The organism is Streptomyces sp. NPDC056734, from assembly GCF_042790455.1.
Lineage (GTDB): Bacteria > Actinomycetota > Actinomycetes > Streptomycetales > Streptomycetaceae > Streptomyces.
Genome location: NZ_JBHTZD010000002.1, coordinates 368,712 through 381,830, shown reverse-complemented (window position 1 = coordinate 381,830; position 13,119 = coordinate 368,712). Strand labels below are relative to the sequence as shown.

The 13,119-nt window shown below is 71.5% G+C and carries 13 protein-coding genes, 1 tRNA gene and 1 riboswitch; of the genes, 10 read left to right on the top strand and 4 right to left on the bottom strand.

Annotation, left to right across the window (positions count from 1 at the left end; all coding sequences use genetic code 11):
• The first annotated feature begins 127 nt into the window (after nucleotides 1–127).
• Nucleotides 128–526 (top strand): hypothetical protein, encoded by a 399-nt coding sequence (locus ACFRFC_RS03710; protein ID WP_382681377.1) that lies wholly within the window; start codon nucleotides 128–130, stop codon nucleotides 524–526.
• Between the two features lie 524 nt (nucleotides 527–1,050).
• Nucleotides 1,051–1,656, top strand: a complete 606-nt coding sequence (gene rdgB, locus ACFRFC_RS03705; RefSeq protein WP_382681379.1) for an RdgB/HAM1 family non-canonical purine NTP pyrophosphatase — start codon at nucleotides 1,051–1,053, stop codon at nucleotides 1,654–1,656.
• Nucleotides 1,657–1,724: 68 nt separating this feature from the next.
• On the opposite strand, the gene ACFRFC_RS03700 is transcribed toward rdgB, so the two are convergent.
• Together ACFRFC_RS03700 and bcp are read right to left on the bottom strand one after the other, a co-directional pair.
• Nucleotides 1,725–1,811: transfer RNA gene (locus ACFRFC_RS03700), tRNA-Leu, on the bottom strand.
• Between the two features lie 39 nt (nucleotides 1,812–1,850).
• Entirely contained in the window at nucleotides 1,851–2,318 is a 468-nt protein-coding gene (gene bcp / locus ACFRFC_RS03695; protein ID WP_382681382.1) for a thioredoxin-dependent thiol peroxidase, read from the bottom strand.
• Between the two features lie 118 nt (nucleotides 2,319–2,436).
• Here bcp and ACFRFC_RS03690 point away from each other — a divergent pair, with 118 nt between their 5' ends.
• From ACFRFC_RS03690 to ACFRFC_RS03680, 3 genes are all read left to right on the top strand, one after another.
• Nucleotides 2,437–2,766 (top strand): DUF3618 domain-containing protein, encoded by a 330-nt coding sequence (locus ACFRFC_RS03690; protein WP_382681385.1) that lies wholly within the window; start codon nucleotides 2,437–2,439, stop codon nucleotides 2,764–2,766.
• 152 nt (nucleotides 2,767–2,918) lie between these two features.
• A complete protein-coding gene (locus tag ACFRFC_RS03685) occupies nucleotides 2,919–3,221 on the top strand; it encodes a GroES family chaperonin (protein WP_382682058.1) in 303 nt (100 codons plus the stop codon).
• Nucleotides 3,222–3,266: 45 nt separating this feature from the next.
• A riboswitch (guanidine-III (ykkC-III) riboswitch) is annotated at nucleotides 3,267–3,338 on the top strand.
• Nucleotides 3,339–3,372: 34 nt separating this feature from the next.
• Nucleotides 3,373–3,693: a DMT family transporter gene (locus tag ACFRFC_RS03680; protein WP_382681387.1), complete on the top strand. Its 321-nt coding sequence runs from the start codon at nucleotides 3,373–3,375 to the stop codon at nucleotides 3,691–3,693.
• Nucleotides 3,694–3,764: 71 nt separating this feature from the next.
• On the opposite strand, the gene ACFRFC_RS03675 is transcribed toward ACFRFC_RS03680, so the two are convergent.
• Complete coding sequence (locus ACFRFC_RS03675) at nucleotides 3,765–6,158, bottom strand: transglycosylase domain-containing protein (protein WP_382681390.1); 2,394 nt, start codon at nucleotides 6,156–6,158, stop codon at nucleotides 3,765–3,767.
• Nucleotides 6,159–6,374: 216 nt separating this feature from the next.
• On the opposite strand from ACFRFC_RS03675, the gene ACFRFC_RS03670 reads away from it, so the two are divergent.
• The 4 genes from ACFRFC_RS03670 (at nucleotide 6,375) to ACFRFC_RS03655 (ending at nucleotide 9,943) form a co-directional block, all read left to right on the top strand.
• A complete protein-coding gene (locus ACFRFC_RS03670; protein ID WP_382681393.1) occupies nucleotides 6,375–7,175 on the top strand; it encodes an ABC transporter permease in 801 nt (266 codons plus the stop codon).
• Between the two features lie 133 nt (nucleotides 7,176–7,308).
• Nucleotides 7,309–8,073: an ABC transporter permease gene (locus tag ACFRFC_RS03665; protein WP_382682061.1), complete on the top strand. Its 765-nt coding sequence runs from the start codon at nucleotides 7,309–7,311 to the stop codon at nucleotides 8,071–8,073.
• Nucleotides 8,074–8,097: 24 nt separating this feature from the next.
• Complete coding sequence (locus ACFRFC_RS03660; protein WP_382681395.1) at nucleotides 8,098–9,087, top strand: ATP-binding cassette domain-containing protein; 990 nt, start codon at nucleotides 8,098–8,100, stop codon at nucleotides 9,085–9,087.
• An 82-nt stretch (nucleotides 9,088–9,169) separates the two neighbouring features.
• Nucleotides 9,170–9,943 carry a DUF1707 domain-containing protein gene (locus tag ACFRFC_RS03655; protein ID WP_382681398.1) on the top strand — a complete coding sequence of 258 codons (774 nt, stop codon included), beginning with the start codon at nucleotides 9,170–9,172 and terminating at the stop codon, nucleotides 9,941–9,943.
• A 196-nt stretch (nucleotides 9,944–10,139) separates the two neighbouring features.
• Here ACFRFC_RS03655 and ACFRFC_RS03650 read toward each other — a convergent pair whose 3' ends face one another.
• The gene (locus ACFRFC_RS03650; RefSeq protein ID WP_382681401.1) at nucleotides 10,140–11,492 is read right to left on the bottom strand and encodes an SGNH/GDSL hydrolase family protein; all 1,353 of its coding nucleotides are present in this window, start codon (nucleotides 11,490–11,492) and stop codon (nucleotides 10,140–10,142) included.
• A 317-nt stretch (nucleotides 11,493–11,809) separates the two neighbouring features.
• Between ACFRFC_RS03650 and ACFRFC_RS03645 the strand changes: the two genes are divergently transcribed.
• Nucleotides 11,810–13,072: a DUF445 domain-containing protein gene (locus tag ACFRFC_RS03645; RefSeq protein WP_382681403.1), complete on the top strand. Its 1,263-nt coding sequence runs from the start codon at nucleotides 11,810–11,812 to the stop codon at nucleotides 13,070–13,072.
• The last annotated feature ends 47 nt before the right edge of the window (nucleotides 13,073–13,119 follow it).

The window sequence follows — 13,119 nt, the reverse complement described above, 5'->3', positions numbered from 1 at the left end:
CCGACCGCCCGAGCGTCACTAGGGGTACGGGCGCATGGCTCATCCCTGTGCGCCCGGCCAGCAGTTCAGGGCACAGGGGGCGGCAATGGGCCGTGTCCGGGCCCGCATCAGAGGGAGGGACCGTTCCATGGCCGCGAGCCGTCGTCGCCGCACCGCAGCCGTCGCCGCCACCCTGGCGGCCGTCGCGCTCACCGCCGGGCTGACCACCGGCTGCGAGGCCGTCAGCAAGGCGCTGGACTGCGTCCAGGCCGCCGACGCGATAGCCGACAGCGTCACCGATCTCCAGCAGGCCGTCGACGCCGCGGCGAACGACCCGACCCAGCTCAACGAGTCCCTCCAGTCCATCGAGGACAACCTCGCGGAGATCGGCGACAAGACCGACAACACGGACGTCAACAAGGCGGTCGACGACCTCCAGCAGGCCGTGGACAACGTCCACGCCTCGGTGGAGAACGGCGACGCCACCCCGGACATCAGCCCGGTGACGGACGCGGCGGGCGAACTGACGAAGGTGTGCACGCCGTAGTACTACGGACGCCCGGGGCGTGCCTGCGGCCCTCGCGGGCCGGGGCCCGCCCCCCGTTCTCGCCGGCCGAGGCGCACTTCCGCCCCGGCCGGTGACCGGCCGACCCGCAGGGCTCGCCCGCCCCCGGAGCCGGGCCCAACTCCCCACCACACCGGGCGATACGGGGAGGGCCCGTTCCATCCCCTCCCGGCCGACAGCCGATGCGCGCCACCCCCGGGGGCCTCATGGGCACCGCCCGCTCCTCCCAGGGCCGCCTGCCCCGGAGGCGGTCCGGTCTCCTCCCGCAGGTCCGGTGGCCTGGCGTGCCGTACGTCCCGTGGTCCGGCGTTCGATGTCCGTCATCCCCGGCACCCGGCACTCCCGCGCCCGGCACCCGGCACTCCCGCGCCCGGCACCCGGCGCCCCTCCGCCCGGCACCCGGCGCCCCTCCGCCCGGCCCAAGAACCCCGCCCCCGCACGCCCTCGACCCCAGGGACGCCCAGCCCCCTCCGCCCCCGTCCCTCACCCCCCGCGATACTGACCCCATGACCCGTCTGATCCTCGCCACCCGCAACGCCGGGAAGATCACCGAACTGAAGGCCATCCTCGCCGACGCAGGGCTCCCGCATGAGCTGGTCGGGGCGGAGGCGTACCCGGAGATTCCGGATGTGAAGGAGACCGGTGTCACCTTCGCCGAGAACGCGTTGCTCAAGGCGCACGCGCTGGCGCGGGAGACCGGGCTGCCGGCCGTCGCCGACGACTCGGGGCTGTGCGTGGACGTGCTGAACGGGGCGCCGGGCATCTTCTCCGCCCGCTGGGCCGGACGGCACGGCGACGACCGGGCCAACCTGGAGCTGCTGCTCGCCCAGCTCGCCGACATCGGCGAGGAGCACCGGGGCGCCCACTTCGCCTGTGCCGCCGCCCTCGCCCTGCCGGACGGCACCGAACGGGTGGTGGAAGGGCAACTCCGGGGGACCCTGAGACACGTACCCGCCGGGACGAACGGGTTCGGGTACGACCCGGTCCTCCAGCCCGACGGATACACCCGGACCTGCGCCGAGCTGAGCCCCGCGGAGAAGAACGCCATCAGCCACCGGGGCAAAGCCTTCCGCGCGCTGGTCCCCGTCGTACGGGAACTCGTCGGAGGCTGAGCGCGAGTCGCTGAGCGCGAGTCGCTGAGCGCGAGCGGGTGAGTGCGGGTGAGCGCACGGGAATGAACTGGTGCGGCCGGAGGGACTCGAACCCTCACGGGAGTTACCCCACTGGGACCTAAACCCAGCGTGACTGCCAATTCCACCACGGCCGCCTGCTGCTGCCCGGCCATGCTACTGGCCGGGCAGGGGCGTCAGATGCCCAGATCCTTGATGATCTTCGCCACGTGACCGGTCGCCCGGACGTTGTACAGCGCCCGCTCGACCTTGCCCTCCTCGTCCACGACCACCGTGGAGCGGATGACGCCCAGGTAGGTCTTGCCGTAGTTCTTCTTCTCGCCGTACGCGCCGTACGCCTCGATCACCGTCTTGTCCGGGTCGCCGGCCAGCGTGATCGTCAGGTGCTCCTGCTCGCGGAACTTGGCGAGCTTCGCCGGGGCGTCCGGGGAGATGCCGATCACGTCGTACCCGGCGCCGGTCAGCAGCTCCAGGTTGTCGGTGAAGTCGCACGCCTGCTTGGTGCAGCCGGGTGTCAGCGCGGCGGGGTAGAAGTACACGATGACCTTGCGGCCCTTGTGGTCGGCCAGGGACACGTCCTCGCCGTCGGCGTCGGGCAGGGTGAAGGCGGGGGCCACGTCCCCGGGCTGGAGTCGCTCACTCATGGGATCGAGCGTAACCGGGGGTGCTGACAGTGCGCCGCGCCGGGAAGCTGACAGACTGTCCGCAACAGCGCGACAGCCCGCGCGACAGCAGAGTTCGGACAACTTCGGAGGCCGTACGGTGGCGGACACGTCGGACACCAGAACCCCGGCGCAGATCGAGGCGGACATCAGTGCCCGCCGCGAGGTGCTGGCCGAGACCCTCGACGAAATCGGCGTACGGGTGCACCCCAGGACGATCGTGGGGGACGCCAAGGCCAAGGCCGCGTCCAACGTCGACCGGACCCTCGGGAAAGCGTATGTCCAGGTCAACAAGGCCGTGAGCGAGGTCAGAGGGCGCTTTGTGAACGAGGAGGGCGCTCCCCGCCTTGAGCGGATCGTGCCGGTCGCCCTCGTCGCCGCCGGCGTGGTGGGCCTGCTGGCCCTGTCCGCCCGACGCCGCAAGGGCTGAGCCGACCTCCACGGGCCGACCCCATCGGCCGATCCCGCGCCGACCTCACGGGCCGACCCCACGCGTACGGATGTGCTGAGGACAGGTAGGTTCGAGCCGTGAGCGCCAACACGAACGACTCCAGTACCCACCCGGACAAGCTGCCCATCCGCATGCTGCACGACCGTGTCCTGGTCCGGCAGGACGCCGGCGAGGGCGAGCGGCGGTCCGGTGGCGGCATCCTGATCCCCGCCACCGCCGCCGTGGGCCGCCGGCTGGCCTGGGCCGACGTGGTCGCCGTCGGGCAGAACGTACGGACCGTGGAGCCGGGCGACCGGGTGCTGTACGACCCCGAGGACCGCGCCGAGGTCGAGGTGCGGGGCATCGCCTACGTCCTGATGCGGGAGCGCGATCTGCACGCCGTCGCCGCCGACCGCTTCGAGGGCTCGGAGGACTCGACGGGGCTGTACCTGTGAAGTGAGGGTCCACGGGGCTGGTGACCATCGTCACCAGCCTTTTTGGCGGCCCTTTGCTATGTTTGTGAGGCACCCGACGAGACGCGCCGTACCGGGCTGAAGCAAAGACGACGCACCCCGTTCAGTGACACTCGTCTCGGAGGTGCTCGTCGTGGCCTGGATTCTGCTGCTCATCGCCGGTCTGCTCGAAGTCGGCTGGTCGATCGGCATGAAGTACACCGAAGGCTTCACCCGGCTGTGGCCCAGCGTGTTCACCGGCGCCGGGATCGTCGCGAGCATGTTCCTGCTCGCCCAGGCCGCCAGGACCCTGCCGATCGGCACCGCCTATGGCGTCTGGGTCGGTATCGGCGCGGCCGGTGCGGCGATTCTCGGCATGGCCATCCTGGGTGAGCCGGTCACCGCCGCCCGTATCTTCTTCATCGCGCTGCTGCTGGTCGCCGTCGTGGGCCTGAAGGCGACCTCCGGCCACTGACCTGAAGCCGTTGAACCCGGGGGCCGTCCGCCGTAGCGGCAGGCGGCCCCCGGGTCACGTCCGCGGCACTCTCAGGGCGTCGTCGGCGACCCGCTCGTCCCCGTCGTCAGACCGCCCTCCGTCCCGCCGTCGGCGCCCCCGTCCGTGCCGCCGCTCGGGGACTCGCCCGTGGTGGTTCCGGTCGTGTCGCCGCCCGTCGTCCCTCCGTCGGCCGTACCACCCCCGGTGCTCTCGCCGGTCGTGCCGCCGGTCGTCGTGGTGCCGGTGTCGCCGCCGGTGGCCGTGCCACCCTCCGCCGGGTCGGTGGACGCGTCACCGTCCGGTGTCTGCGTGCCGCTGCCGCCGTCGCCGCTGCCCGCCTCCTCGCTGGGCGGGACGGTGACATCGCTCGGGTCCCCGGCGTCGGGCTGCCCGGTGCTGGGCGGCACCGACGGGTCCACCCACTCGTCGGCGCCGTCCTGCACCTGGAGGTCGAAGTCCGTCACCGGGGTCCCCTCAAGGGCGTCCTTCGTGTACTGCGCGAAGATCTCGGCCGGCGGACCGCCGCCGTTGATCCGGGCCAGCCCCAGCGCGCCGTACAGCGGCTCCTGCACGGCCGTCTCCGGGTTCTGGCCCATCACCGCGATCACCGTCGCCAGTTCCGGGGTGTAGCCCGCGAACCAGGCGGCCTTGTCCTCCTCCGCCGTGCCCGTCTTGCCCGCGACCGGGCGGCCGGCGGCCTGCGCGGCGGTGGCGGTGCCGTTGTCGACCACGCTCTGGAGGACCGACGTGGTGGTGTCGGCGGCCTCGCGGCTCACCGCCTGGGTGGTCTTGCGGTCGGGCAGCGGGATCTCCTCCGCGCCCTCCTTGGTGATCTTCTTCACCAGGGTGTACGTGCCGTGCTCACCGTGGTTGGCGAGGGTGGCGTACGCCTCCGCCATGTCGAGGACGCTCGCGTTGGCCACGCCCAGCGCGATCGAGGGGCCCGGTTCGAGCGACGGGGTGTCCGGCGGCAGCCCGAGGTCGACCGCCGTCTCCACCACGTTCTCCGGCCCGACGTCCACCGCGAGCTGCGCGTACACCGAGTTCACCGACTTGTCGGTGGCCTCGCGCACGGTGATGTCGCCGTAGTTGACGTCGTCCTCGTTCTCCGGGGCGTACAGGCCGCCGCTCCAGCCCTCCACCGGGCGCTCGCTGGTGCCGTCGTACACCGCGTTCGGGGTGATCGTCCGCCCGCTCTGGGTGCTGGAGTCGTGGTCGACGGCGGCGGTGAACACGAACGGCTTGAAGATGGAGCCGACCTGGTAGTCCCGGCGGGTGGCGCCGTTGGTGTACTGCTCCACGTAGTCGATGCCGCCGTACATCGCGACGACCTCGCCGGTCTCCGGGTCGACGGAGGCGCCGCCCGCGCGGACGTAGTTGTCCACCTCGCGGCCCTCCTTGTCCAGCTCGGACATCAGCTGATCGTCCACGGCCTTGACCAGGGCGTCCTGCTTGGGCTTCTGGAGCGTGGTGGTGATCCGGTAGCCGCCGACCTCCAGCTGCTCCGCGGTGAGGATGTCGTGCTCGGTCAGATACTGCTTGACCGCCTCCACGATGTAGCCGCGCTGCCCGGACATGCCGGTCGACTGCGTCGTCTCGCGCGGCACCGGGAACTTCAGCGTCGCCCGCTTCTCCTCGGTCAGCCAGCCCTCGGTGACCATGCCGTCCAGCACGTAGTTCCAGCGGGCCTCGGCGGCGTCCCGGTTCTCCGGGTGGGCGATCACGTCGTACTCGCTCGGCGCGTTCAGCAGCGACGCCAGATACGCGCCCTGCGCGGCGTCCAGATCGGCGGCGTCGATGCCGAAGTACGCCTGGGCCGCGGACTGCATGCCGTACGCGTTGCGGCCGAAGAAGCTGGTGTTGAGATAGCCCTCCAGGATCTGGTCCTTGCTCTTCTCCTGGTCCAGCTTGATCGAGATGAAGAACTCCTTCACCTTGCGCGTGACGGTCTGCTCCTGCGCCAGGTAGTAGTTCTTCACGTACTGCTGGGTGATCGTGGACCCGGACTGCTTGCCCTCGCCCATCGCGGTCTTGTAGGCGGCCCGGACCATCGCCTTGGGGTCGATGGCCGACTCGGTGTAGAACTCGCGGTCCTCGGCGGCCAGCACCGCGTGCTGGGCGTCCTTGGAGATCTGGGACAGCGGCACGTTCTCCCGGTTGACCTCGCCGTCGCGGGCCAGCTGGCTGCCGTCGGCGTACAGATACACATTGCTCTGCTTGGTCGCCAGCGCGTTCGCCGGCGGGATCTTCACCAGTGAGTAGCCGAGGAAGAACAGCCCGCCGAGCAGCAGCAGGCCGATCACGCAGGTGGCCAGTGTCATCCGCCAGGTCGGGATCAGCCGCCGCCAGCCCGTGCGTTTGGGCCGGCTCTTCTTTCCTCCCTCTGGCGGTGGCTGCGGTGCCGAGCCCTCGGTCGGCTGCTGCGGCTGCGGCTGGTCGCTCATCTCGTGCACGGACTCCTGTTTCGCGGCGTACGGTCCCCGTACGCCCTCTGTAACGCTTCACGCCCCCCTGTGAAGACTCTCGCACCCGCCGAACCGTTCCCGGTTCACGGCACACGACCGGACCGAAAAAGCAGTGGCATGCGTCACCGCGCGCTCACTAGGCTCCTGCGCTTGGGTTTCTTTCGCGGGTCCGCGTGTGCGGGGAGGGTGGTGGGAGTGGGCGCAGGACGGTTGTACCTGGCCGTCGCTGCGGGGGGAGTGCGACGGTACGCCACGTACCGGGTGGCCACCGCCGCCGGGGTGTTCACCAACACCGTCTTCGGGATCATCCTCGTCTACACCTATCTGGCCCTGTGGGACCAGCGTCCGCAGCTCGGCGGCTACGACCAGGCCGAGGCCGTCACCTATGTGTGGCTCGGTCAGGCCCTGCTGTCGAGCCTGGCGATCGGGGGCGGTGGCATCGAGGACGAGCTGATGGACCGTATCCGCACCGGCGATGTGGCCATCGACCTCTACCGGCCCGCCGACCTCCAACTGTTCTGGCTCGCCAGCGACTTGGGGCGGGCGGTGTTCCAGCTGGTGGCGCGCGGGGTGCTGCCCTTCCTCTTCGGCGCGCTGATGTTCGAGGCCGCGCTGCCCTCGGACGCGGGGACCTGGGCCGCCTTCGCGGTCGCGGTGGCACTGGGCATGCTGGTCAGCTTCGGGATCCGCTATCTGGTCGCGCTGAGCGCGTTCTGGCTGATGGACGGCTCCGGGGTGGCGCAGCTGTCCTGGCTGCTCTGCTTCTTCTGCTCCGGCATGCTGCTCCCGCTGAATGTCTTCCCGGGCGCGCTCGGCGAGATCGTCCGCGCCCTGCCCTGGTCGTCGCTGCTCCAGGCCCCGGCGGATGTGCTGCTGGGCCAGGGGGACATCTGGCAGACGTTCGCCTTCCAGGCGGCCTGGGCGGCGGCGCTGCTGACGGTGGGCCGGCTGGTGCAGTCGGCGGCGACACGGCGGGTGGTGGTGCAGGGTGGCTGACGCCGGGGCCGAGACCGAGGCCGGGACCGAGGTGCGGGAGTTCTCGTACGGCCATGGCTTTGACCATGGCTATGGCTACGGTCATGTCGGGCGGCTGCGGGAGGGGCTGCGCGCGTACCGCCTGATCGTCGCCATGTGGATCCGCTCCACGATGGCCTACCGCGTCTCCTTCGCGCTGACCACGCTCGGCAGCTTCCTGGCGACCGGGCTGGACTTCGTGGCGATCCTGCTGATGTTCTCCCGGGTGGACGCCCTCGGCGGCTTCGCGCTGCCGGAGATCGCCTTCCTCTACGGTCTGTCCAGCGTCTCCTTCGGCCTCGCGGACCTGGCGATCGGTTCCATGGACCGGCTCGGGCGCCGGGTGCGCGACGGCACCCTGGACACCCTGCTGGTGCGCCCGGCGCCGGTCCTCGCGCAGGTCGCCGCCGACCGCTTCGCACCGCGCCGGGTGGGCCGGGTGGCGCAGGGCACCCTGGTGCTGGGCTACGCGCTCACGCATCTGGACCTCGACTGGACGGTGGCCAAGCTGCTGCTGATGCCGGTGATGATCCTCAGCGGCGGGCTGATCTTCTGCGCGGTGTTCGTCGGCGGCGCCGCCTTCCAGTTCGTCGCCCAGGACGCCTCCGAGGTGCAGAACGCGTTCACCTACGGCGGCACCACCCTGCTCCAGTATCCGCCGGCCGTCTTCGGCCAGGAGCTGGTGCGCGGGGTGACCTTCGTCCTGCCGCTGGCCTTCGTCAACTGGGTGCCCGCGAGCTACATCCTGGGCCGGCCCTACCCGCTGGACCTGCCGGACTGGGTGGCGTTCGGCTCGCCGCTGGTGGCCGCGGGGTGCTGCGCGCTGGCCGGGCTGGCGTGGCGGGCGGGGCTCAGGACGTATCGCAGTACGGGCAGTTGACGACGTGAGGGAGACGCCATGGCCATGACGGACACGGAGCCGGGGACGGGGACCGGCGCCTTCATCGAACTCGACCGGGTGGAGAAGGTCTTCGACGTCCGTAAGCGGACCGGCTTCCTCAAGCGGGAGCGGCGGGAGGTACGGGCGGTCGACTCGCTGTCGTTCCGGGTGGCGCGCGGCGAGATGGTCGGCTACATCGGGCCGAACGGCGCCGGGAAGTCCACCACCATCAAGATGCTGACCGGCATCCTCACCCCGAGCGGCGGGCGGCTGCGGGTGGCCGGTATCGACCCCTCGCGCGAACGCGGGCGGCTCGCCCATCGCATCGGGGTCGTCTTCGGACAGCGCACGACCTTGTGGTGGGACCTCCCGCTGATCGACTCCTACCGGCTGATGCACCGCATGTACCGCATCCCCGACGCCCGTTACCGCGCCAACCTCGACCGCTGCGTCGAACTCCTCGAACTGGGCGAACTGCTGGACGTCCCGGTCCGCCAGCTCTCGCTGGGCCAGCGGATGCGCGGCGACATCGCCGCGGCGCTGCTGCACGACCCCGAGGTGCTCTACCTCGACGAGCCGACGATCGGCCTGGACGTCATCTCCAAGGCCAAGGTCCGCGGCTTTCTGCGCGACCTCAACACCGAGCAGGGCACGACGGTCCTGCTCACCACGCACGACCTCCAGGACATCGAGCAACTGTGCTCCCGGGTGATGGTGATCGACCACGGGCGCCTCATGTACGACGGTCCGCTCACCGGCCTGCACGAGGCGGGCGAGAGCGAACGGACCCTCGTCGTGGACCTGGAGCGCGAACTGCCCCCCATCGACGTGCCGCCCGCCCGGGTCGTGCGCGTCGAGGGGCCCCGGCAGTGGCTGGCCTTCCCGGCCGCGCAGTCGGCGGCGCCGCTGGTGGCGCGGGTCGCGGCGGAGTATCCGCTGGTGGATCTGTCGGTACGGGAGCCGGACATCGAGGCCGTGATCGCGCGGATGTACGCGGGGCGGGCGAGTGTGTAGCGGGCGGTGCTCCCCTCGGGGCGCCGGGAGCGGTGCCGCAAGCCGCGTAGTGCCCGGCGCGCGGAACTCGTAGGCTGCTGGTATGACCGACGATGCCCCGGAGCTGCGCGCCTCCGACGCCGATCGCGAACGAGTCGCCGAGGTCCTGCGGGACGCCCTCGCGGAGGGCCGACTGGACATGACGGAGTTCGAGGAACGGCTGGATCAGACGTACCGGGCGCGGACGTACGGTGAGCTGGCCCCGATCACCCGTGATCTGCCCGGCGCGGGGGTGGTCGCGCCGCCGCCCGCCGTGTCCCTGGTCAAGGGGCCGGAGGAGAGCGGGGGTTGGGCGGGGCGGCTGACCGGCTCCGACGGGACGTCCGGGTGGGGGGTGGCCGTGCTGGCGGGGTTCCAGCGCAAGGGGCGCTGGACGATGCCGAAGCGGTTCAACAGCGTGGCCTTCTGGGGCGGCGGGGAGATCGACCTGCGTGAGGCGAATTTCGCGGAGCGCGAGGTGGTGATCAACTGCGTCGCGATCATGGGCGGGGTGCACATCATCGTGCCGCCGGGGGTCGAGGTCGTGGTGCGCGGCATCGGGGTCATGGGGGGATTCGACCACCGTGAGGACGGGGTGCCGGGGGATCCCGGGGCCCCTCGGGTGATCGTCACCGGGTTCGCCTTCTGGGGCGGGGTGGGGGTCGAGCGGAAGGTCACGCGGTCCGAGCGGCAGCGGTTGAAGGCGGAGCGGCGGCAGGAGCGGGTGGAACGCCGGGCGGCGCGGCGGCAGCTCATGCAGGCTCACCGGGATGAGGCGTACGAGGCGCATCGACGGATGCTGGACGGGCATCGGGAGCGGCGGGAGCGGGGGGAGTAGGCGGGGGTTGGTGTGGGCGTCGGGGTTGCGCTCACCGGGGGTGAGGTGGTTTTGGCTCACCCGCGCGGCACGACTGCCCGCAGCTGGGGGGCTATTGCAGCGGCGGTGGGGGCACATCCCTAGGGGCGCGGGGAACTGCGCGATCAGCCACGTACGGGCCGCGGTCTGCGTACCAGGGACACCCCTACGGCGGAACTCAGAGCCGGGCCGGAGCCGAGCCGCTCAGGGACGTCAGGTCGAAGGAGTCCGCCATCCGGGCGTAGCCCCTGTCGCTCGGGTGGAGGTGGTCGCCCGAGTCGTAGTCGGGGTGGAACCGGCGGGGGTCGTAGGGATCGCGTACCGCCCGGTCGAAATCGGCGACCGCGTCGAAGACCCGCCCCGCGCGGATCTCGGCGTTGATCTGCCGCCGTACCTCCTCGCGCGCGTCCGTGTACCCCCCGTGGCCGTGGAACGGCATGAGCGTGGCGCCGATGACCTTGACGCCCCGGGCGTGCGCCTGGTCCACGAGGGTGCGCAGGCCGGTGAGGATGCGGTCGGGGTCGGCGGTGCCGGGATGCCGGAGGATGTCGTTGACACCGAGGTCGATGACGACGACCTCGACGTCCGTACGGCCCAGGACGTCACGGGCGAAGCGGCCCAGGCCACTGGGGTTGTCGGCGGGGCGGCCCAGGTCGTCGGAGCCGTCGGACAGGAGCCGGTTCCCGCTGATGCCCTGGTTGACGACGCTGTGCCGCGGCACGTCCGCCGTACCCGAGGCGACGGCCTCGCGGATACGGTCGGACAGCACATCGGGCCAGCGCCGGTTCGCGTCGACCGTGGACATCGCCCCGTCGGTGAGCGAGTCGCCGAACGCCACCACCGTGCCGTCGGAGTCGTCGCTGAGCACGTCCAGCGCGGTCAGATACCGCCACGCCTCCACCTGCTCGGTGTACGCGGCGCCGGTCGTGCCCGCCGCGTGGTCGCCGACGGCGGCGTACGAGATCTGGCGGGCGCGCGGGTGATGGGTGACCGGCCCGGCGCCGGTGGGGGAGTACGTGGTGACCAGGACGTCGCTGTCGTGCGGGACACGCAGCTCCACCGGGTCGCTGATCAGCTGCTGCCCGGCCGGTACGACGGCCCGCCCGCTGCCCCCGAAGGTCACCCGGCGCATGCTCTCGGGCACCGCCGCGGCCCCGCCCGAGCCCGCCGCCAGGGCGATCGTCGCGTGGGTGATCGTGAGCGGCTGCTGTCCGTAGAGGTTGGAGAGGGTGATCCGCGCCTGGGTGCCGCCCGCGCTGGTGTGCACCACATTGCGCAGTGACCGGCCCGCGAGGCCGCCCCTGCCGGTGCCGGGCTCGGTGCCGGGCTCGGCCGCCGCCGGGGACGCGGACCAGGAACTGACCCAGGTGCCCGCGGAGGCGGGCGCGGCCGACTGGGGGGCCGACCGTCCGGCGAGCGGGCGCTCGGTGTGCCCCTCGTCGGCGGCGACCCCGAGGTATATGCCGCCCGACACCGCGACGGCCAGGGCGAGCAGTGCGGCGAGCAGTGCGTGGTCGTGGCGCCTGGGCATGGGGTGATGGGTCTCCTCGGGCGGCGGAGCCCCGGGCCGGCTCCGGTGTGATCACCTCATGATGGGTCATGAGATGACGGCGTGTGCGTCTCCGACCGGACAGACGCCGGGAACTCCTGATCCGTTCCGGGAGTCGGTCAGGCAGGGACAATGGTGCTGTGGAGGATCGTGAACGGGTGGAGCGGATGGATCGTACGAAAATTGACGAAGAGCAGGGGAATCGGGAAGATCTCCTGAAAAAGGAGATAGCGGGCGGAGGGGTCGGAAGGGACAGTGCCCGCGTCGGCACCCCCGGCATCCGCCCCGGCGTGCGCGCGATGACCACGTTCAGCGCCGCCGACGAGGAGAAGCAGCGCGGCGTACGGCGGATGAAGCTCACCGCGGCCGGGCTGCTGCTGCTGGTCGCCGTGATCTACGTGCTGGCGAAGTGGGCCGGCAACGCGGGCGCGGGTCCCTGGACGGGCTATGTGGCCGCCGCCGCGGAGGCGGGCATGGTCGGCGCGCTCGCCGACTGGTTCGCGGTCACCGCGCTGTTCCGCCACCCGCTCGGCATCCCCATCCCGCACACCGCGATCATCCCCCGGAAGAAGGACCAGCTGGGCGTCGCGCTCGGCGGGTTCGTCGGGGAGAACTTCCTGTCCGGGACGGTCGTCCGGCAGCGGCTGCGCGCGGTCGGCATCGGCAGCCGGCTGGGCGCCTGGCTCACCCAGCCGGCCAACGCCGACCGGGTGACCGCCGAGCTGGCGACCGCGCTGCGCGGCGCGCTGACCGTGCTGCGCGACTCCGATGTGCAGGCGGTGGTGGGGGAGGCGATCACCCGGCGGGCCGAGGCCCAGGAGATCGCGCCCGGCATAGGGAAGATGCTGGAGAAGGTCGTCGCCGACGGCGGCCACAACCGGGTCGTGGACCTGGTGGTGACCCGGGCGCACGACTGGCTGGTGGAGCACGGCGACTCCGTGATGGACGCGGTGCAGGGCGGCGCCCCCGGCTGGACCCCGCGGTTCGTGGACCGCAAGATCGGCGACCGGGTCTACAAGGAGCTGCTGCGGTTCTGCGCCGAGATGCGGGACATGCCGTCCCATCCCGCGCGCGGCGCCCTCGACCGGTTCCTCGCCGACTTCGCCTCCGACCTCCAGTCCGACACCGAGACCCGTACGAAGGTGGAGCGGCTCAAGAGCGAGGTGCTGGGCCGCGGCGAGGTCCAGGATCTGATCGCGTCCGCCTGGACGGCCGTACGCACCATGATCGTTTCTGCGGCCGATGACGAGCGCAGTGAACTGCGGCTGCGGGTGCGTGCCTCGCTGCTGTCGCTGGGCGCCCGGATGGCCACCGAGCCCAGCCTCCAGGAGAAGGTCGACAGCTGGGTGGAGGACGCGGCGGTGCATGTCGTGACCACCTACCGGGGTGAGATCACCTCCCTGATCACCGACACGGTGGCGAGCTGGGACCCCGAGCACACCACCCGCAAGATCGAGGCCCATATCGGCCGTGACCTCCAGTTCATCCGGATCAACGGCACCATCGTCGGCTCGCTGGCCGGGCTGCTGATCTACACGGTCTCGCGCATGCTGGGGGCATAGCCCCCGGGCCGCGGGTGTTCGCTCCCGCTCCGGTTCCCGACCCCCGG

Excerpts from the sequence above, each read along its gene's own strand:
- ACFRFC_RS03710 (WP_382681377.1), top strand. The coding sequence starts at position 128 with ATGGCCGCGAGCCGTCGTCGCCGCACCGCAGCCGTCGCCGCCACCCTG.
- rdgB (WP_382681379.1), top strand. The coding sequence starts at position 1,051 with ATGACCCGTCTGATCCTCGCCACCCGCAACGCCGGGAAGATCACCGAA.
- bcp (WP_382681382.1), bottom strand. The coding sequence starts at position 2,318 with ATGAGTGAGCGACTCCAGCCCGGGGACGTGGCCCCCGCCTTCACCCTG.
- ACFRFC_RS03685 (WP_382682058.1), top strand. The coding sequence starts at position 2,919 with ATGCTGCACGACCGTGTCCTGGTCCGGCAGGACGCCGGCGAGGGCGAG.
- ACFRFC_RS03675 (WP_382681390.1), bottom strand. The coding sequence starts at position 6,158 with ATGAGCGACCAGCCGCAGCCGCAGCAGCCGACCGAGGGCTCGGCACCG.
- ACFRFC_RS03665 (WP_382682061.1), top strand. The coding sequence starts at position 7,309 with ATGTGGATCCGCTCCACGATGGCCTACCGCGTCTCCTTCGCGCTGACC.
- ACFRFC_RS03660 (WP_382681395.1), top strand. The coding sequence starts at position 8,098 with ATGACGGACACGGAGCCGGGGACGGGGACCGGCGCCTTCATCGAACTC.
- ACFRFC_RS03655 (WP_382681398.1), top strand. The coding sequence starts at position 9,170 with ATGACCGACGATGCCCCGGAGCTGCGCGCCTCCGACGCCGATCGCGAA.
- ACFRFC_RS03650 (WP_382681401.1), bottom strand. The coding sequence starts at position 11,492 with ATGCCCAGGCGCCACGACCACGCACTGCTCGCCGCACTGCTCGCCCTG.
- ACFRFC_RS03645 (WP_382681403.1), top strand. The coding sequence starts at position 11,810 with ATGACCACGTTCAGCGCCGCCGACGAGGAGAAGCAGCGCGGCGTACGG.